Raw genomic sequence first — 19,466 nt, forward strand, 5'->3', positions numbered from 1 at the left:
ACTATGAAACATCTACTTGAAAATAAACTTACCCTGATCCTGGTCACCTTGGTGATCGGAGGATTGATAGGCTGGATTCTCAAACCATCCGCCTCTGAATCACATGAAGGCCATGAGCATGAAACTGAATCCGGAGCAGCTTCTCTTTGGACCTGTTCCATGCATCCGCAGATCAAGCTGGGTGAACCCGGTGACTGTCCGATTTGTGGTATGGATCTGATTCCTGTCGCACAGGCAAGTTCGGGAGGTGATAATCCCATGGTATTCGAAATGACTCCCGAGGCGGTAGCCTTAGCACAAATCCACACCACCAAAATCAGTGGAACCAATGCTTCTGGAGAACTTTTCCTCACCGGAAAAATCCAGGCGGATGAACGAGAAAATGCCGCCATTACAGCCAAATTCCCCGGAAGGATAGAAAAACTGTACGTAACCTTCACCGGTGAACAAGTCAAAGCGGGTCAGAGACTTGCTACGATCTATTCCCCTGAATTGCTTACGGCACAGCGCGAATTGCTGGAAGCAGCAAAAAGCAAAGGCAATTTCCCTCAACTCTACAGCGCAGCCAAGGAAAAACTCAAACTCTGGAAACTGACCGAAACTCAAATTGCAGAAATTGAACAAAGCGGTACCGTACGGGAACTGTTTGACATTCTTTCCGACCAATCCGGAGTGGTAACTCAGCGGAATATCGCCGTGGGAGATTATGTAAGCACCGGTTCGGCCCTGTTCAATGTGGTGAACTTGAACAAGCTTTGGGTGTTGTTGGATGCCTATGAGTCTGACTTACCATTGCTTTCTTCTGGAAACGAATTCAGTTTTACGGTTGCCGGTATTCCGGAGGAGGCCTTTCAGGCCAGAATTTCCTTTATCGATCCGATGTTAAACTCCAACACTCGGGCAGCTTCCGTAAGGGCCGAGATCACCAATGCGGGAGGAAAACTCAAACCGGAAATGTTTGTGACGGCCAAGATCCAAACTGCCAAAAAGCCAAGCTCTGCAGGAGTCACTATACCGCGGACAGCCCTCTTGTGGTCGGGAAAGCGGTCTGTAGTTTATGTCAAAGTTCCAAATTCTGAAACCCCTGGATTTGAAATGCGAGAGGTGACTTTGGGCAACCGGATGGGTGAAAATTACCTGATAGAGTCAGGCCTTCAGGCAGGTGAAGAGATCGTGACCAACGGAGTTTTTGCCATCGATGCTGCTTCACAGCTTTCTGGGCAATTCAGTATGATGAAGCGGCCGGAAACTAAGTCGATTGAGGTTTCGGAGGAATTCAGAAATCAGATTACTGCCGTGGCCGATGCATACTTTCAGGTGAAAAATGGACTTGTAAAGGATAATTTGCCTGATGCTCAGAAGTCACTTGCTTTGATAGATCAAAGCCTTTCTAAAGTAAATATGAGTTTGGTGAAAGACCAGGCACATGACAAATGGATGGAAATGATGAAAGGGATCAAAGATTCACGGTCCAAAATGGGCTCAGCAAAAGAAATCGAAGAAGCTCGGAAACACTTCTCCATGCTTTCCTTTCATATTCTTGAAATGACCGAGACCTTTGGAATCAACAAAGAGGTTGTGTACAAAGACTATTGCCCGATGGCATTCGGAGATCAGGGTGCTTATTGGCTGAGTGAACAAAAAGATATCACCAATCCTTATTTTGGAGCTTCCATGCTCAGCTGTGGGGAAGTCAAGCAAACCTATCTAAAAGGCCAGCCGGTGTTGAACCTTTCAGGAACTCCTTCAGCTCCTGTGGGCCATAAGCATTGATTTTGACCCTTATCAAACCTCTCCGGTTTTCAAAACCGGAGAGGGCTCAACCAATAAAAAACAATTAATAGCCGATTTATAAAAATGAAAAAGACCCTTTTATTCGCTTCCCTGATCTCTCTCACACTCATCTCCTGCGGTGAAAAACCAAGCAATTCAGAATCTCAGGAAGTAACCCATGCCTCAGGCGATGCAACTTCAGCAAATTCGGTTGCAGTGACAAGCACCAAAACAACTACATCCATTATCGATGCTTACTTGGCAGTGAAAGATGCCTTAGTCGCGGATGACTCCGCCTCTGCAGCAGCAAAAAGTGCTGACTTGGTTTCTACTTTGAAAAACTATGACATTGCAGGTTCTCAAGCTAATGACCCCGAAGAATTGGAAAGACTTCAAGTCGAGGGAACAGGCATTGCCGAGAAACTGGGCAAAGCCGATATCGCAGCTCAACGAGAAAGCTTCCAGGCACTGAGCGTTGTACTGAAAGACATGCTGAAAATCGCAGGAACTGACCGAACCCTTTACCGTCAATATTGCCCGATGTACAAAGGAAATACCGGTGGCATGTGGCTCAGCGCCAATGAGGATATCAAAAATCCGCTGTTTGGAAGTTCTATGCTGACCTGCGGTCGAGTCGAGGAAACTTTTGCAGTGAACTGATACCATTTCACAGGCGGGAATTAACTTGAGCCCGCCTTCTGTATTAAAACCCAATGAGTTAAAACCTACTGATCACCCTCTTCTTGATGTTGCGTTTCTCAGCAAATTCCTTGGCACAGGAAAAAGTCTTGGAGCCACTCAAATTTTCACAGATCGTGACATCATTGTCTAGGCAAGCCGGTGGACAATCAAACACATTGCGCGAATTCGCACTTCCAACTCGACACCATTTCTATTAAGTTCAAATGCAGTGACAAATATTATCTCTGCTTTTTCTGCCAAGAAGAACAAGCTGACCAAGAGCCCACTGGTTTGGCAAAAAGCCGAATTCGATCAAAAGGCCATCCACTGCGAATTCTGCGCCTATGAATTGAGCAACAAGGATTATAAGGCTTTCAACAATACCTGGCAGCATTGCAAAACCGGTTTTAACCCCGGTTACAGAAAGCACTATCATCTGTATTATGAAACCGAGATACCCCTTCAATTGAAATTTCACCAAATCCAATAACATCATTTAATCATGAAAAATTTAATTTATCCAGTTCTGATTCTGCTTTTTACTGCTGCATGTGCGGGAAAAACCGAAAATCAAGCTTCCGCTCCAGAGGACCATAGCCAGCACCAAGCTGCAGAAGCTCCAGCCACACCATCCAAAAGCCCTCGAACTTCGGCCATGGCCATGGTGGATGGGAACCATATTCATATCGATTATTCTTCGCCCAGTGTGAGAGGAAGACATATTTTCGGAGGCCTTGTAGCTTTTGGGGATGTTTGGGTGACCGGTGCTCATAAGGCTACATCGATCCAATTTGACAAGGCTGTGAAAATCGGAGAGAAGGAAATTCCCGCCGGAAAGTATGGCCTCTTTACCATTCCAGGAGAAAATGAATGGACAGTGATTCTCAATCAGGTTTGGGACATGCACTTGGCTGACGATTATGATGCCGGTAAAGATTTGGTGCGCATCTCAGTTGCCCCTGAGAAGTTACTGGACACGGTGGAGTCCCTTACCTACACGGTGAATGAAACTTCAAAAGGAACCGCTGAAATCTCAGTGGCCTGGGATAAAACAAAAATCACATTTGAAGTAAAAAGCATCTAAGTTACCCCGACCCACCCAGCCTTATGAGAAAAAATAACCAATACTACATCCGGAGAATCCACCGATTTCTTGGAGTATTTATCGGCATCCAATTCCTTTTTTGGACGATATCAGGCCTCTATTTTTCCTGGACGGATATCGATGAGATTCATGGGGATCATTTTCATCAGGAGCACATGATGCATATGACTGCCAAAAATCTGATTGATCCGTTTAGCCTGGATTCAACGTTGGAAGTAGCCAGTTTGGAACTTCGATTCGTCAATCATCAGCCCTATTATTGGGTAAATGAAGAAAAGCTGTTTAACGCCCAAACTGGTGAGGAAACAGGAGAAATCACAGAGGAAGAAGCCAGGCAAATCGCCAAAATCTACATCAAAGGGGATTATGATATCGAGTCAGCCGAATACTTGACTGAGACAGGTTCTCACCACGAATATCGTGGTCGTCCACTTCCCGCCTGGGCTATTCACTTCAATCATCCCGAAAAATTGACTGCCTACATCGATGCAAAGAGCGGCAATTTTGAACGGGTTCGCCACCTGAGTTGGAGATGGTTTGACACTCTTTGGATGTTTCACACCATGGACTATGCCGGACGGGACAATTTCAACAACCTACTGTTGAGGGCTTTTTCCCTGTTTGGAATGGTTACAATTGCTTCCGGATTTACCCTGTTTTTCATGACCTTGAAAAAAAGGAAATAGGAACACAATTCCTTGATTTTGATTTATGTATATCCGCAATGACACCAGTAGCCAAATAAGTTCTAACTGACAGTTGGAGACAATTGCTTTAGTATTATAATTTTTACAATCCAGAATGAGATAAAGAAAATTAGCCAGGTGCAAGTGTCCTTGAAAACCAACTTACAGCAAAAAGAAAAAGTAGGAGTTTTACTCGTACAGTTCGTACACATCGCACACCTCGTAGCGTACGAATTTTTCGAGGGTTGAAATTCGAAATCATCGAAATGAATTTGAATTTTCGAAGCTGAGATTTTCCACTAATTAGGAAAGACAGAGGAAAAATTAAGTTTTGAATCTTTGAGACCGCATCTGAAGTCTGAGAGGCTTTTAAGATTTTTGATCAAAAAGAAAAAAATCTTGAAAATTTGGCCCGTCATACGATTCATAAACCAAGGTTTTCGGGAAAATTTAGGCTCATGATTAAAATCAATTCAAATGAATTTAATATTTATAAATGAAAATGAACATGTCCCCCAATTTGTCCCCTTTAACATATAAATAACAATAAATCAAATATTTATAAGAGTCCTGTTCCCGCTACAAAAAAAACCGATCAGAAATGATCGGTTTTTTCTTTTTCAGCAAGATTTAATTCAATATCCTAATTCGCCCTCACCAGCTTGTTGTATTTGTTGCGATACTCAATGGGTGTGAGGCCTGTTACTTTTTTGAAAGTCGTCCGGAACGCCTTTGAATCGGTGTAACCTACGTCAAACATCACCTCGCTTATATTTTTCAGGCTGCTTTCAAAGCTTCTTTTTGCGGCTTCAATTTTTACCCGCTGGATATATTCCAGCACTGAATTATTGGTCACCCGTTTAAATCTCCTCTCAAAACTCCTTCTCCCAATAGCTACTTCGTCTGCCAATTCGTCGACCGAAATCCGTTCTCCAAACCGATGTTCGATGATTTCTTGGGCTTTCCTGATTTCTGAATCAGGATGTTCTTTTTGTCCCTGGAAAATGGCAAATGAAGATTGATTGGTCCGGTCAATGTCAATTGCGAAATATTTGGAAAGCAAAATGGCCATTTCCCGGTCCACATATTTTTCCACCAAATGCAAAAGCAGATTCCAATAGGAATTTGCCCCGCCGCTGGAATATATCCCGGCTTCCTCTGTGACAATGTTTCCATCCAAAACCTCTACTTCCGGAAATTGAGATTTAAACCGATCGATAAACCCCCAGTGAGTGGAGCATTTTTTACCATTCACAATCCCGGTTGCGGCCAAAAAAAATGCTCCTACACAAAGGGAAGCGATCTCGGTACCTGATTCATAGTGGTGTTTGATCCAGGGAAGGAAAGGTGCATTTACTGAAATCGCCTGGTCAAAATCTCCAAACAGCGGTGGAATGATAATCAAATCCGGTTTTCCGGATTTTTCCAGTAACAGGTCCGGATTTACAGAAAAACCAGGAGATCCCGGCTGGATTTGCTCCTTCAATCCGACCAAATGCGTTCCGAATGCCGCTGGTTTTCCACTTTGTTCAAGGAAAAAGTTCACAGTGTTAAAACAATACTGGGTACCGGCAATAGCCTGGAGAACAGAGTGCTCCATTGCGAGGATGTAAATGATTTTCATGGATAAAAATAAAAAATCCTGTCGCAATTCACCCCTTCATTGTCAGAATTGTACAGGAACTACAAATGAAAAGGATTGTAGATTTGACATATCATTATTTCATCTTAAGCACTATGGCTACTAAACCTAAAACAAAAATCACGGTCTCGGCAGAGATCGCCGCCCCAGTCAACCAAGTATGGACAGCCTACAATTCACCAAGGCACATTGTCAAGTGGAATTGCGCCTCGCCGGACTGGCATTCTCCATCTGCCACAAATGAATTGGAGCCCGGAGGAAGTTTTTCCTATCGTATGGAAGCCAAAGACGGATCGATGGGTTTTGATTTTGAGGGAGTATTTCAAAAAGTGCAGCCAAATGAATTGGTTAGCTATGTGATGGCAGATGGGCGTGAGGCAGTCGTGGAGTTTGAGGATCTTGGTGAAAAAACACTCGTGACCGTAACGTTCGATGCCGAAGAGATGAATTCCGAAGAATTGCAGCGAGATGGATGGCAAGCAATTCTCGACAATTTCAAGAAACACGTCGAGGGTTTTCAGCATGATTCAATGCATTTTGAAATAGAGATCAACGCTCCTGTGTCCAAAGTTTTTGAGCTGATGCTTGCGGGTGAATCCTATCGGGATTGGACTACGGCCTTTCACCCAGGATCATATTATAAAGGGGACTGGACTAAGGGATCCAAGATCCTTTTCCTTGGCCCAGGACCAGATGGAAAGGAAGGCGGAATGGTCGCCAGAATTGCGGAACACGTGAAAAACAAATATGTTTCCATTGAGCATCTGGGCCTTTATGGAGATGGACAGGAGATCACTTCAGGCCCTATGGTGGAGAGTTTTGCGGGTGTCACAGAGAATTACAGTTTCGTGGATTTAGGAGGCAAAACTTTGCTCAAAGTTGACATGGAGAGCGGTGGAGAATACAAGGAAATGTTTGAGAAAATGTGGCCTAATGCGCTCCAACGACTCAAAGAAATCTGTGAATACTAAGTCCCGAATATCATGAAAACCCCGATTTATCCATGTATCTGGTTTGAAGACAAGGCCAATGAAGCTGCAGAGTTTTATGTTTCTGTTTTCCCGGATTCCAAAATTCTTGAGTCCAATCCGATGGTCACTACCTGGAGTTCCTCTGGCCAAAAATTCATGCTATTAAACGGTGGACCAATTTTCACGCCCAACCCTTCGATTTCTTTTTATACTGTTTTGGACTCTGAGGCTGAGATCAAAGAGGTTTGGGACAGATTGATCCAAAACGGCAAAGCGCTGATGCCTTTGGGTTCTTATCCTTGGTCTTCAAATTACGGATGGCTGGAGGATCAATATGGAGTGAGTTGGCAACTGACTATGGATAAGCCGGATGGGATAATTGATCGGTTTAGTCCTGCCTTGATGTTTACTGGTCCTCAGTTTGGAAAGGCTGAGCATGCGATCAATTTTTACTTGTCGATTTTTGAGCATGCTTCGCTTCGTTTTGTTTCCCGATATGGAGACAATCAGGGAACACAAGCAGGGAAAATTAACCATGCACAGTTTATGCTCAATGGCCATTTATTCATAGCTATGGACAGCAATTTGGATCATCAATTTTCTTTTTCAGAAGGGATTTCCTTTGTCGTGGAATGTGAAGATCAGGCTGAAATCGATTTTTTCTGGGAAAAGCTGACAAAAGGAGGGGAGGAAAGTCAATGTGGGTGGCTCAAGGATCAATTTGGTGTTTCCTGGCAGATTGTACCGGCTATTTTAAATAAGCTCATGGCTGATCCCGATCGCTCAGAACGGGTAATCCAGGCATTTCTGAAGATGAAAAAGTTCAATATTGAAGCCTTGATGGAGGCATAGCAAAAATGGCAACCCAATTTGGTTGCCATTTTTGTTTATTTTTTTCGCATTCCGTCAATGGCGTATTTCCCGGCACCAAATGCCAGAATCCCCAAAAATACGCAGGCAAAGAGCAAGGGAAGTTCTTTCTTTCCGAAGGGATCATTCCAATGCGCATAAAATGCCGCGGTCAGCATCGTGAGAATCAATGGAATCGTCGCGAGTCTGGTTTTGAACCCGACCATGACCAAGATGGTGCAGAAAACTTCAGCGATAATGGCCAAGCCTAGGGAGATTTCCGGACCTAAGCCAAATGGATCAGAAAACTTCACTGGGCCTTCACCGAACAGCCGTCCGATCTTTGGGATTCCGTGTGTCAGCATCATGCCTCCAGCGCCAAGCCGAATTACCAAAAGGGCCAAATCATTCCAATATGAGTTTTTCATAGTCTTTGGGTTAGTTCTTTGCTGAAAATAAAGGATTGACTTTGAGGGGGAAATAAATTTTACATGAAAAGCATTCCTTTCGGGTCAAAGGGAGATCTGGCCTGCTACCATGCGGTCTTTTCCGTTCAGGTCTTTGATGATTCGGACCTTTTGATAACCAAGTGCCAAAAGAAGCTCGGAGACAGCCTTTCCGAACCGTTCATTGATTTCAAAGTAAATTTTTCCTGTTGGTTTGAGGAGCTTTTTCCCTTTTTCAGAAATAATCCGATAAAAAATCAGCGGATCCTCATCGCTCACAAATAGGGCTAAGTCTGGCTCATGATCAAGAACATTAGAATGCATTTGTCCTTTTTCTTCGATAGGAATGTAGGGGGGATTGCTGACCAAAATGTCAAGTTCCTTGACTTGAGGTATTTTTTTTAGAATGTCGCATTTCGAGAAAATCACTTTTGCATGTAGATTTTTCGCATTCTCGGAGGCTATTTTCAGTGCTTTTTCAGAAATGTCTAAAGCATAAACTTCTGGGGAATTCATATCCAGTGCAAGCGAAATCGGAATGCAACCCGTTCCAGTACCTACATCCAAAATTTTTAGACCTGGCTTCGGATTTTCTTTAATTATCAAATGGACCAACTCTTCGGTTTCATTTCGTGGAATCAAAGTGTCAGTTGTGACCAAAAATTCTCTGCCGTAAAATGGACCATGTCCCAAGATGTATTGAATAGGCATTCCGGATTTCAGTTTTTCAAAATCGGCCTTCAGTACCTGGGGCAGATTATTTTCCTCCAAAAAATGCATCATATCCACCCGTCTCAACCCCAAATGATGCTCCAGAAGCCAATTTACAAGATTTTGGGCCTCATTTGACTCGTATTGGGTCAATTGGACAGACCAATTATTGACAAGTTGCTGGTAAGAAATCGGCATGGCCAAAGGTAAGCAGGAGATTCGTTTTTCGGCCGGGTTGGAGGCAGCTTTCCGATTCAAGGCTATTCTTAGACAATTCCCTTACCTTTGCAAAGAGAATTTCCTCCCATGAAGCTACATAACAACACCATCCGCGGAGTACATACCGCACTTCAAGCCATTTTCGAAGAAGGCCAATACGCCGACAAAGTCATCGAACGGACCCTGAAATCCAATCCAAAATGGGGAGCGCGGGATCGCTCTTTTATTGCTGAGACAACCTATGAAATGGTTCGTTGGTGGAGACTTATCGGTCATCTGAGTCCGTCCAAAGATTATTGGGATTTGTTTGGGACTTACTGGTTGATGCAGGGCAATCCACTTCCAGAGTGGGAGGAATTTGCCAGAATCAACCCCGATAAATTGAAAGGCAAATATGAGTCAATCGAAGATCCGGCAATGCTGGAATCCATTCCTGAATGGTTGCAAAAACTCGGAATGAGCGAATTGGGTGAAAAGTGGTCTGCGGAAATTCACGCACTCAATGAGGAAGCGGAAGTGGTCCTTCGTGTAAACACGCTAAAAACTACCCGTGAAAAACTTAAAAACCAACTGGCAGCCGACGGGATTAATACCTACATCGTCAAAGGATATCCTGATGCTTTGATTCTGGAGGAAAGGCAAAATGTTTTTCGTCATCCTGCATTTAAGGAGGGACTATTTGAAGTTCAGGATGCCAGTTCCCAATTGGTAGCTGCAGCTTTGGCAGTGGAGCCAGGAATGCGTGTCATCGATGCCTGCGCCGGAGCAGGAGGGAAAGCACTTCATTTGGCAGCCTTGATGGAAAACAAAGGAAAGATCCTCGCCATGGATGTGGAAGATTGGAAACTTCAACAAGCCAAACTTCGAGCTCGCAGAGATGGAGTTTCTATCATCGAACCTAAGGCAATTGAAGGGACCAAAACCATCAAGCGGCTTAAAGAATCTGCGGATCGACTATTACTTGATGTGCCGTGTTCTGGACTGGGTGTACTGAGAAGAAACCCTGATACCAAATGGAAACTTAGTCTGGATTCCATTCAAAAAGTCCAGGAAACACAGCAAGAAATTCTTCAGAGTTATCCGTCCATGCTGAAGCCAGGTGGGCAAATGGTTTACGCAACTTGCAGTATCCTTCCTTCAGAAAATGAACTTCAGGTGCAAAAATTTCTGGAAAGTGAAGCCGGAAAGCAGTTTGAGTTGATCGAAGACAAGAAAGTATTGGCTCAGGAAAGTGGCTTTGACGGTTTTTATATCGCCCGATTGATGAAAAAAGCCAATTAAATCAGAAGCAAAAAGTATCGCAGTAGTCTAAAATACAGCTTGTTATTTTTAATTTCAGAAAAAATCTGGAATGAACCTCGAGCTTATTTTCTCAATCGCAAGTAGTACAGCATTTGTTTGTTGGATTTTGCTGTTTGCCTTATACCAAAAGCGCTGGGTTTACCGGGCGCTTTTTTCTTTTGTGTTTACAGCCATGGCAGTGGTCTATCTCATTTTTATTTTGAAAGGAATGGGTGCAGATTCAGTTGGAGGATTTGATTCCTTGGCCAATGTCAAATTGCTGTTTACTCAAGATGAGGCTGTTTTGGCAGGCTGGATTCATTATCTGGTATTCGACCTTTTTGTTGGAATGTGGATATGTCAGGATGGGGATAGGAAAGGGATCAACCGCTGGATTTTATTGCCGTGTTTGTTTTTGACTTTTATGCTCGGACCGACAGGTCTTTTACTTTATTTCATTATCCGAGTGATTCATTTGAAGAAATTTCCCCAAAACCCTTATGATGAAAAGTTGGTTCAATGAGCTTTGGCTTCGGAATCCGCTATTAGCCAAATCGGGTGGGTTTTGCTTTCTCCTGGGATTTTTTATCGTCTTTATTCCATTGGCTGATCCCAGAGAGCTACAGGGATTTAGTATTTGGATCAAACCTGCCAAATTTTTCATTTCCATAGGTATTTTCTTCTGGACGATGGGCTGGCTGATGGATTACCTGAAAAGCGAAAAATTCGTCAAGTGGATTAGCTGGGGCATTTGGGTATTGATGCTAATTGAATTGGTGATCATTACTTTTCAAGCCTCTCAGGGCAAGCTTTCTCATTATAATATTTCTTCTGTTTGGGATGCAGTGCTATTTCAAATAATGGGGATTGCCATCACGTTAAATTCCGCTTTGGTTTTTTTAGTCTTATTGAAATTCTTCCAAAAAATCGATTTACCTAAAGGGTATTTAATGGGCATCAGGATTGGATTGGTAATTTTTTTGATTGCCGGATTTGAAGGTTTCGTCATGGTTGGGCAATTAAAACACACGGTAGGAGCAGAGGACGGGCAAGCTGGGCTTCCCTTTTTGGGATGGGCAAAAGCATATGGAGACCTGAGGATTTTTCACTTCCTGGGACTTCATGGATTACAGATTTTGCCTTTGCAAAGCTGGTTTTTCTTGAAAAACCATCCAGGTAAGGTACTTCTAGTTGGGTTACTTTACTTTTTATTCAGTTTTGGAACCCTCTGGATGGCTTTGCAGGGGAAGGGGATTTTGGGTTGGTTTTAAGATTACTTACCAAAACATATTTTAAAACCAACATCCATTTAACGCTAATTCCACATTAATTTTTGTTTTTCTCTGGCTTGGCATTGGTTTTTGTTTGTACCTTTGACGGGCAAATAGGGTTACCTACAACCAATATTTGCCATGAATCGAAACTCCTCGAAGTTCCTCTACGAAGCACTCACCTACGACGACGTGCTTCTTGTCCCGGGTTATTCTGAAGTCCTCCCTCGCGAGACCAACACTTCAACCCAACTCACCAAAAAAATCAGATTGAATATTCCGTTGGTATCCGCTGCAATGGACACCGTAACTGAAGCTGAATTGGCAATTGCTATTGCTCTTGAAGGTGGACTTGGATTTATTCACAAAAATATGTCCATTGAGAAGCAGGCTGCTCAAGTTCGCAAAGTAAAGCGTTCTCAAGCAGGGATGATTCTCGATCCGATTACCCTTCACATTGATTCCAAAGTTCGTGATGCGGAAACCATCATGCGTGAATACCATATCGGTGGGATTCCTGTAGTGGACGGAGACAAGGTTCTGAAGGGAATTATCACCAACCGTGACCTGCGTTTTATCAAAGATCAAAATCGCTTGATTCGTGAAATCATGACCAAGGATAACCTGATCACAGCCAAATCCGGGATTTCCTTGGAGCAGGCGGAGGAAATCCTTCAGGAGTATAAGATCGAGAAACTTCCGATCGTAGACGATGAAAACAAGCTCACAGGGCTGATCACTTATAAGGATATTCTGAAAAGAAGAGACAAGCCCTATGCTTGCAAAGACGAATACGGTCGACTCCGAGTGGGTGCGGCTGTTGGGGTGACGGCTGATATTGTGGAGCGGGTCGAGGCACTAATACATGCCGGAGTTGATGTCGTCTCTATCGATACCGCCCATGGTCATTCCAAAGGAGTGATCGAAACCTGCAAGAGAATCAAAGCAGCTTTCCCGGAATTGGAAGTGATTGTAGGAAATATCGCGACCCCTGAGGCCGCTATCGCCTTGGCTGATGCAGGTGCTGATGCGGTGAAAGTTGGAGTTGGTCCAGGCTCAATTTGTACGACTCGTGTGATTGCAGGTGTTGGAGTTCCTCAGCTTTCCGCAGTTTTTGAATGTGCAGAAGCAATGAAGGACAGAGGAGTGCCGGTAATTGCTGATGGTGGGATTCGTTATTCAGGAGATTTGGTAAAAGCTATCGCAGCAGGTGGAAGTTCGATCATGATCGGGTCATTATTGGCCGGTACAGAGGAAGCGCCGGGTGAAATGATCATTTTTGAAGGAAGAAAATTTAAGTCTTACCGTGGAATGGGTTCATTGGAGGCCATGGAATCCGGTTCCAAAGACCGTTATTTTCAGGATGCTGAAGACAATATCAAAAAACTTGTTCCTGAGGGAATTGTTGGAAGAGTGCCTTACAAAGGACTGGTTTCAGAAGTTTTATACCAGTTGGTGGGGGGCTTGCAGGCCGGTATGGGTTATTGCGGCACAAGAACCATCGAGGATCTCCAGAAAGACGGCAAGTTTGTGAAGATCACGACAGCTGGTGTGAAAGAATCCCATCCGCACGATGTCAGTGTGACGCGGGAAGCTCCAAACTATAGCTTGAAATCGTAAGAAAATAAAGGCTGGGTTCAATTCGAAACCAGCCTTTATTTTTTGGTCATTTCAGCTGTTTACTTCAAAAGTCACATCCAATTCTTCCATTAAACGAACTTTGTCAGTGAATTCTTTGTGAAGCGGATTGATTAATAGGTTGTGCTCGCTTGGATAGCTATTTTTTGGAATTCGAATGGATGGAATTTTCAAAACAGGTGAAACCATGCCTTTTGCCCAAGTTGTTCCAAACTCCTGAGTAGACCGTGGATAGGGGCGGTTTTTCCAGTCTGTTGGAAGGAAATCCGGATCCAGTTCGGGGATTTCACCTGAAATTTCAAGAACCGAAAGCTTCCATTTGCTTTGCGTCACCACAGGTCCTTTGATACTGAGTAATTCGAGAAAATTCAAAGCAGTTGCCGAGCAGGCATAGATAATAGGTGTTCCGAATTGATTCCATCTGGCCGGACCCAAGGAATAACCCAATCCATTTCTCCCTTCGATAGCTTCGTAAAGCCGGAAGTATCTCATATCAAAGGATATTGCCCCAGGAGATTGCTTCCAAGGCCTGATCTATCAACGAAATCTGGTATGGGTTCTTGAGAAGATTTGCAGGCTTTTGATCCCCAAGGGAGGAATTGGGTGTGTGAAGCCACTGGGAAAGGAGTGCTTCAGAGCCGAAAATCCGGATGCCTTTGGCGATTATCTGGTCCATCTCTAATAGATTTTTGGTAAGTGACTTACTGAGCTTGCGATCTTCCTTTTTCCAACGGAAAAGAGTACTCGGATCTATCTCCATCACCTCTGCTATATCATGGGTGGTGAAGTCCAAAAACTCAAAAAACTGCCCAGTCTCATGAAAATCCAGTACGGCTCCATAGGTCTCCCTCGGCTCATTGACCAAAGATGGTGAATCCTGAAAAAAATGGTAAGGTCGAATACCTGTCTCAATGACCTCAGGATTACTTGCTGAAAACCGGATTCTCCAAGTCTGGCTCATATCTTCCGTTTTAATTTTTAGGAAGTTACAAATTTTACTTTGATTTGCAAGTATTCAAACTCCTTTTTGAGATAATTTTAAAAGAATGTCTTTTACAATTGACTCAGCATGTACAATACTGTTTTCAATAAAAAATTCTCTGGTATTTAGTCCACCACAGACGACTCCCGCAAGGTAAACTCCTGGGACGTTGGATTCTTGGTTGGTTTGGTCATAGCAAGGCTGACGTTTTTCATCAAGGCTCATCTCCACACCCAATTGGTCCAAAAGTGAGAAGTTTGGTTTGTAGCCTGTCATGGCCAAAACCCAGTCATTTTCCAGCATCACCTCGCCTTCCGGTGTGGAAATGATTATTTCTTGTTCCCTGATTTCTTTGATTTTGGATTGGGTAAATGCCTTGATGGATCCCTCCTTGATCCGGTTCATAATATCCGGTCTTACCCAATATTTCACATTGTCGTCTATTTCGTCACCGAGTAAAACCATACTCACCTCAGCGCCTTTTCTCCAAGTTTCCAGAGCAGCATCCACAGCCGAGTTGGCTCCGCCAACCACTACTACTTTTTGATTGATAAACGGCCAAGGCTCTTTATAATAGTGGAGGACTTTTGGCAATTCCTCCCCGGGTACATTCATGAGATTGGGCAGGTCATAAAATCCTGTTGCCAGGACAAGCTTTCTGGTCTGGTAAAGTCCTTTTGAGGTTTTTACTGAAAATCCGCCTTCGCTTTTTCCTAAAGTTTGGACCGCCTCATACAGGTTGACTTTCAATTTGAAATGGAAGAAAATCCTCCTGTAATACTCCAGGGCCTCGGTTCGTGTGGGTTTTACTCCTACAGACATAAATGGAATATTGGCCATTTCCAGCCGATCCGAAGTAGAGAAAAAAGTCATATTTACCGGATAATTATAAATCGAATTGGTCAGGGCACCCTTTTCAATTATCTGGTAATCCAATCCAGCTTTTTGCGCTTCGATCCCACAGGCCAGACCAATTGGCCCTCCTCCGATGATGATCAGATCGTAAGTTTTTTCCATAGGTCAAGGTTGAAAGCTTATGCTTTTGTCATGGTAAGATTGGAAATCCCAGTCGAAGCTTCGCTCTTTAAACTGGGTAAATCCGGTTTTATCCCTTAAAACCCCAGCAGCCGAAACAGTTCCATAATTGGGTTCCATTCGGATCAATTGGGCCGAAAGTTGGATTTCCATTTCAGGGCTGACTCCGGTTTTTGGAAGCTTGTCCAGCGAATGGGTTTCTGTGGATTTGAGGAATTGGATGAGTTGGTCGGGGGAAATATTCCCCGATTCCAGTCCCTGCAGTTGGATTTTTGCCAGTTCAGTTTTTGGCCAAGGGTCGTTGATCAGTCCGTTGGAAAGCCCATGGATACCAGGTGGGATTTCAACCGGATCTTTTCCATAGTTGCTATAATAAAAAAGCTGGTCTCCATCCGATGCCAAAAGGTTATAACCATCGAATTGGTCCCTATACGCCATCAATTGATCCAAATAATCCTGAGGGGAAATATTGGTCACCAAAAAGTCCAGGACAAGTTTTCCCCGGCTGATTATTCCGTTTTGTTTTTTGGTAAAATCCCGGAAGTTTGTGACCAAAGCCCACCTTCCATCGGGATGAAAACCCATCCAAGTGCCGCCACCTTTGAGGTCTTTTCCTGCAAAGATTCCATTCTCCCATTGGTGTAAGGGAGCACTGGGCCGATCAAAAAACTCATCCCGATTTGCTGAAATAAGCAATGGGTATTCAGGATTTACTTTCCAGGAAAAAGCGACAAGACACATAGATTAAAGGTACATATCCTTCCCATTTTCAAAGTAGATTTTACCCAAAAGGAAAGGGATTCTTATTTAATGAATCTTTAAAACCTAGAAAACCAGCGCTTAACATTTTTTAATACGATTATTATCGTACTTATTTTGAAATTACGATTGGCTTCGTATAACTTTGATACGAAAGTCATCGTAACTATCTCCATGAGCAAACCTACTGAAGCAGAATTAGAAATTTTGTCCCTGTTATGGGAATTGAAAGAGGCTAGTGTTCGCCAAATACACGAGCGATTGGCGGAGACCAAAGAAACCGGTTATACCACTACTTTGAAGATTATGCAGATCATGCATGCTAAAGGAATGGTCATCCGGGATGAAGAAAATCGAACCCACATTTACCGACCTGCGACAAACCAAAAGGAGACCCAAAAATCCCTTTTGAAAAATCTGATGAGTACAGCATTTGGAGGTTCTTCCAAAGTTCTGGTAATGCAGGCTCTTGGACAGGACAATCCTTCCAAGGATGAAATTGATGAAATCAGGGCGTTTTTAGACCAACTCGAAAATAATCCAAAATGAAACTTTTAAACGACTTGATTTCCGAAAGTCTGCTCAAAGCCATAGGCTGGACCTTGGTTCACTCGCTCTGGCAGCTCATTCTGATTGCTGGAGTGCTTTGGCTTGTATTGAAACTTGCCCACCGCGCTAAACCTGCTGTAAAATATGGATTGGCAGTCGGGGCAATGGTCCTTTCTTTGGCAGTTTCAATTGGTACTTTTATTTATCAGTATGGTCCAGAAGAAACATCAAAACCATTTCTGACAAGTAAAGATCTTCAGCTTATCCTTAGCGACCCGTCTATCATTCAGGCCGAAGTAGGGCTTGAATCAGGAATCAATCAAGCCACTTTCTGGATTGAGCAAAACATTCCTTTATTGGTTAATTTCTGGTTTCTTGGTGCGCTTCTTTTTTTATTCCGATTGGTCAATAGCCTTTCAGAAATCCGAAGTCTCCGAAAATCTTCCACTTCCGTCTCTGATTTTCAGCTAGAGAAAATCGTTTACCGAATGGCTGGTAAAATGGGAATTAATACCGAAGTGCAATTGAGAATCAGTTCTTTCGGTGTTTCACCTTTGACCTTTGGTACTTTCAAACCTATTATCCTCCTTCCGGCTGGTCTGCTTTTCCAGCTTTCACCCGCCCAGTTGGAAGCCATCATTGCCCATGAACTGGCGCATGTAAAGCGAAATGACTACATCGTCAACCTCCTTCTGTCAGGCTTGGAAGTGATCTTCTTCTTTCATCCTTGCTATTGGTGGATGAATACTACCATAAAAGAACTTCGTGAAAATGCAGCGGATGATCTGGTGATGAAAGTGGGTATCGAACCAAAAAACTTGGCAACAAGCCTGGCCGAGGTACTCAATTTCGCCAAGCAAAACCCACCTGAACTGGCTCTGGCAGCCGGAAAAAGAAGAAACCCAACCCTACAGCGGATCAAGAGAATACTTGGTTATCCGGCTCAAAACTATCCACAAAACCCTATTATTTCTATCCCTATGTTACTTACCCTATTTCTAAGCGTCGGACTGATGGCGAGTGCCCAGCAGGACGCACCCAGCAAAACTGGCCCAATTGCTTCCAGCGAGCCGAATGGAACCATTCAAAGTTTAGCACCGGCTTTTCCGGCTGTTCAGGACACCCTTAAAAAGGCTTCGAAACCGGAAGCAACAGCCCCTTCCTACAGTTATGGTGACCATTTCTTCACCAATGAACACGGAAAAACCTACCAGATCAATGGGGAATTGCTGATATCTGACGGTGACACGGTGGTCATGAGTGCCAAGACCAAGGCGGCATTGGATCAACTTCGAACCTTCGATTATGAGAACATGCCCCACCTCGACGTTCCGATGACGCCTGTTTTTCCAGCTGATTTTCCTATGGCACCTATGCCTCCCTTCGAATTTACAATGGATATGCCGGTGATGGCGGCTATTCCTCCGATGCCACCGATGGACATGGCTGATTTTTCATTTGCAATGCCTGAGATGGACATGTCATTTGATTTTGAATTTGATCAGAATTTAGCACCATTTCATTTCTCTACTGATACCACCAAAATGACAAAAGAAGAGAAGGAAAAATGGGCTAAAGAAATGGAGCTAAAAGCCAAAGAATGGGAGGAGAAATTCGAAAAAGACTTTGAGCCAAAGATCAAGGAGTTTGAAAATAAAATGAAAGAATGGGAAGCTGCCAATGCACCCAAAATGAAGGAATTTGAAGCTAAGATGGAAGAGTGGCAGGCAGCCCATGGCCCAAAAATGGAGGAATTTGAAGCAAAAATGGAAGAATGGCAAGCTGCCAACGGTCCGAAGATGAAGGAATTCGAAGAAAAGATGAAGGCTTGGCAAGAGGCTCAGGGCCCCAAAATGGAGGAGTTTGAGCTGAAAATGAAAGAATGGGAAGTTGCGCAAAAGCCCAAAATGGAAGAGTTTCAGCGAAAGATGGAGCTATGGCAAAAGGAGCACCAAGCCAAACTTCAGGAGTTTGAAAAGTTGATCCAGGAAGAATTGAAAAAAGACAATAACAAATAATTAATTGTGTGTTGATGCTATGAAAAAGACCTGCCTCTTGGGCGGGTCTTTTTTCTTTTTTGGGTATTTGATCTGGGAAAATCTCCCACTTTTATTTTTCAGATGAAAATGCATGGGATTTTCTCCCACTTTTTAAAAAAATCATGGAATCAATAACTTTTTTAAAAGCGATTTTGGACATAAAAACCCATTTTTGACGGAATTTTAGGGCTTTTTCCTGCACTTTGTGGAAGGGGTTAAGGTCTTGAGTATCAATAAAAATTTCTTTGATTTTTTAGTGAAAATATTGGCTTGGATGAAACTTTTGGCTACTTTTAATTGAAAGTGGTAAAAAGTGGGAGAAAGTGGGAGAAAGTGAGTTCCATTTTGCTACTTTTGTCTTTACCACAAACTCAACATTCAGAAGAGTCAAGCAATGTTTAACGGTCGATATGATTTGAAGCTAGATCCCAAAGGGCGTCTGGTTTTGCCTTCCAAAATAAAGGGGGCAATTCCGGAGTCTAATGGTGCCGCGCTTATGCTTCAGATGGCCGCTGACAGATGTCTAAAACTCTATCCCATGGTTGAGTTTCGAAAACTTGAGAGTCAGGTCAATGCATTGTCGGATCACAACGAAGAGACTCGTCGATTGAAGCGGTCTTTTTTCACCCGGATCACCGAGGTAGAACTAGACAGTGCGGGTCGTTTTTTGATCCCTAAATCCTTTCAGGAGTTTGCGGGTCTTGACAAAGATGTGATTCTAATTGGCGTGGGAAGCAAAATCGAAATGTGGAGTGCGGACCGAATCAAAGGAAATGTCATCGATGACGATATAGAAATGTCGCAACAGATGGAAAAACATCTCTCCTGA

General features: G+C 43.4%; 21 protein-coding genes. 13 read left to right on the plus strand and 8 right to left on the minus strand.

The window, feature by feature from the left end; genetic code table 11:
- The first annotated feature begins 3 nt into the window (after positions 1 to 3).
- Positions 4 to 1,773, plus strand: a complete 1,770-nt coding sequence (locus B0E43_RS21240) for an efflux RND transporter periplasmic adaptor subunit (protein WP_077353388.1) — start codon at positions 4 to 6, stop codon at positions 1,771 to 1,773.
- A gap of 84 nt (positions 1,774 to 1,857) precedes the next feature.
- Positions 1,858 to 2,433, plus strand: a complete 576-nt coding sequence (locus tag B0E43_RS21245; RefSeq protein WP_077353389.1) for a DUF3347 domain-containing protein — start codon at positions 1,858 to 1,860, stop codon at positions 2,431 to 2,433.
- Between the two features lie 241 nt (positions 2,434 to 2,674).
- Here the strand turns inward: B0E43_RS21245 and B0E43_RS23050 are convergent, their stop codons facing one another.
- Positions 2,675 to 2,950 carry a hypothetical protein gene (locus B0E43_RS23050; RefSeq protein ID WP_168171997.1) on the minus strand — a complete coding sequence of 92 codons (276 nt, stop codon included), beginning with the start codon at positions 2,948 to 2,950 and terminating at the stop codon, positions 2,675 to 2,677.
- A gap of 6 nt (positions 2,951 to 2,956) precedes the next feature.
- On the opposite strand from B0E43_RS23050, the gene B0E43_RS21255 reads away from it, so the two are divergent.
- Together B0E43_RS21255 and B0E43_RS21260 are read left to right on the plus strand one after the other, a co-directional pair.
- Complete coding sequence (locus B0E43_RS21255; protein ID WP_077353390.1) at positions 2,957 to 3,538, plus strand: DUF2911 domain-containing protein; 582 nt, start codon at positions 2,957 to 2,959, stop codon at positions 3,536 to 3,538.
- Between the two features lie 23 nt (positions 3,539 to 3,561).
- The gene (locus tag B0E43_RS21260) at positions 3,562 to 4,245 is read left to right on the plus strand and encodes a PepSY domain-containing protein (RefSeq protein ID WP_077353391.1); all 684 of its coding nucleotides are present in this window, start codon (positions 3,562 to 3,564) and stop codon (positions 4,243 to 4,245) included.
- A gap of 643 nt (positions 4,246 to 4,888) precedes the next feature.
- Here the strand turns inward: B0E43_RS21260 and B0E43_RS21265 are convergent.
- Positions 4,889 to 5,869, minus strand: coding sequence for a GlxA family transcriptional regulator (locus tag B0E43_RS21265; protein WP_077353392.1), 981 nt, complete (start codon positions 5,867 to 5,869; stop codon positions 4,889 to 4,891).
- A gap of 113 nt (positions 5,870 to 5,982) precedes the next feature.
- On the opposite strand from B0E43_RS21265, the gene B0E43_RS31440 reads away from it, so the two are divergent.
- Positions 5,983 to 6,858, plus strand: a complete 876-nt coding sequence (locus B0E43_RS31440) for an SRPBCC family protein (protein WP_077353393.1) — start codon at positions 5,983 to 5,985, stop codon at positions 6,856 to 6,858.
- Between the two features lie 12 nt (positions 6,859 to 6,870).
- Positions 6,871 to 7,710 carry a VOC family protein gene (locus tag B0E43_RS21275; protein WP_077353394.1) on the plus strand — a complete coding sequence of 280 codons (840 nt, stop codon included), beginning with the start codon at positions 6,871 to 6,873 and terminating at the stop codon, positions 7,708 to 7,710.
- 35 nt (positions 7,711 to 7,745) lie between these two features.
- Here the strand turns inward: B0E43_RS21275 and B0E43_RS21280 are convergent, their stop codons facing one another.
- Together B0E43_RS21280 and prmC are read right to left on the minus strand one after the other, a co-directional pair.
- Positions 7,746 to 8,135 (minus strand): DoxX family protein, encoded by a 390-nt coding sequence (locus tag B0E43_RS21280; protein WP_077353395.1) that lies wholly within the window; start codon positions 8,133 to 8,135, stop codon positions 7,746 to 7,748.
- An 84-nt stretch (positions 8,136 to 8,219) separates the two neighbouring features.
- Positions 8,220 to 9,122, minus strand: coding sequence for a peptide chain release factor N(5)-glutamine methyltransferase (gene prmC / locus B0E43_RS21285; RefSeq protein ID WP_254423475.1), 903 nt, complete (start codon positions 9,120 to 9,122; stop codon positions 8,220 to 8,222).
- A gap of 48 nt (positions 9,123 to 9,170) precedes the next feature.
- On the opposite strand from prmC, the gene B0E43_RS21290 reads away from it, so the two are divergent.
- The 4 genes from B0E43_RS21290 (at position 9,171) to guaB (ending at position 13,255) form a co-directional block, all read left to right on the plus strand.
- On the plus strand, positions 9,171 to 10,364 hold the full coding sequence (locus B0E43_RS21290) for an RsmB/NOP family class I SAM-dependent RNA methyltransferase (protein WP_077353397.1): 1,194 nt from the start codon (positions 9,171 to 9,173) through the stop codon (positions 10,362 to 10,364).
- 70 nt (positions 10,365 to 10,434) lie between these two features.
- Positions 10,435 to 10,887, plus strand: coding sequence for an ABA4-like family protein (locus B0E43_RS21295; RefSeq protein WP_077353398.1), 453 nt, complete (start codon positions 10,435 to 10,437; stop codon positions 10,885 to 10,887).
- The gene (locus B0E43_RS21300) at positions 10,865 to 11,635 is read left to right on the plus strand and encodes a hypothetical protein (RefSeq protein WP_139352847.1); all 771 of its coding nucleotides are present in this window, start codon (positions 10,865 to 10,867) and stop codon (positions 11,633 to 11,635) included. The genes B0E43_RS21295 and B0E43_RS21300 overlap by 23 nt, the downstream gene beginning before the upstream one ends.
- Positions 11,636 to 11,776: 141 nt before the next feature.
- Entirely contained in the window at positions 11,777 to 13,255 is a 1,479-nt protein-coding gene (guaB, locus tag B0E43_RS21305) for an IMP dehydrogenase (protein WP_077353400.1), read from the plus strand.
- 51 nt (positions 13,256 to 13,306) lie between these two features.
- On the opposite strand, the gene B0E43_RS21310 is transcribed toward guaB, so the two are convergent.
- Genes B0E43_RS21310 through B0E43_RS21325 form a run of 4 tightly spaced genes read right to left on the minus strand, consistent with a single transcriptional unit; the run spans position 13,307 to position 16,031 of the window.
- Positions 13,307 to 13,765, minus strand: coding sequence for an RES family NAD+ phosphorylase (locus B0E43_RS21310; protein ID WP_077353401.1), 459 nt, complete (start codon positions 13,763 to 13,765; stop codon positions 13,307 to 13,309).
- 1 nt (position 13,766) lies between these two features.
- Positions 13,767 to 14,234, minus strand: a complete 468-nt coding sequence (locus B0E43_RS21315) for an antitoxin Xre/MbcA/ParS toxin-binding domain-containing protein (RefSeq protein ID WP_077353402.1) — start codon at positions 14,232 to 14,234, stop codon at positions 13,767 to 13,769.
- Between the two features lie 54 nt (positions 14,235 to 14,288).
- The gene (locus tag B0E43_RS21320) at positions 14,289 to 15,272 is read right to left on the minus strand and encodes a YpdA family putative bacillithiol disulfide reductase (RefSeq protein ID WP_077353403.1); all 984 of its coding nucleotides are present in this window, start codon (positions 15,270 to 15,272) and stop codon (positions 14,289 to 14,291) included.
- Between the two features lie 3 nt (positions 15,273 to 15,275).
- A complete protein-coding gene (locus B0E43_RS21325; RefSeq protein WP_077353404.1) occupies positions 15,276 to 16,031 on the minus strand; it encodes an NRDE family protein in 756 nt (251 codons plus the stop codon).
- 192 nt (positions 16,032 to 16,223) lie between these two features.
- Between B0E43_RS21325 and B0E43_RS21330 the strand changes: the two genes are divergently transcribed.
- The 3 genes from B0E43_RS21330 (at position 16,224) to mraZ (ending at position 19,466) form a co-directional block, all read left to right on the plus strand.
- Positions 16,224 to 16,598 (plus strand): BlaI/MecI/CopY family transcriptional regulator, encoded by a 375-nt coding sequence (locus B0E43_RS21330; RefSeq protein ID WP_077353405.1) that lies wholly within the window; start codon positions 16,224 to 16,226, stop codon positions 16,596 to 16,598.
- Positions 16,595 to 18,616, plus strand: a complete 2,022-nt coding sequence (locus tag B0E43_RS21335; protein ID WP_077353406.1) for a M56 family metallopeptidase — start codon at positions 16,595 to 16,597, stop codon at positions 18,614 to 18,616. The genes B0E43_RS21330 and B0E43_RS21335 overlap by 4 nt, the downstream gene beginning before the upstream one ends.
- Positions 18,617 to 19,031: 415 nt before the next feature.
- The gene (gene mraZ / locus B0E43_RS21340; protein ID WP_077353407.1) at positions 19,032 to 19,466 is read left to right on the plus strand and encodes a division/cell wall cluster transcriptional repressor MraZ; all 435 of its coding nucleotides are present in this window, start codon (positions 19,032 to 19,034) and stop codon (positions 19,464 to 19,466) included.

Source organism: Algoriphagus sp. A40 (genome assembly GCF_002002735.1).
In the GTDB taxonomy this organism is placed as follows: Bacteria; Bacteroidota; Bacteroidia; order Cytophagales; family Cyclobacteriaceae; genus Algoriphagus.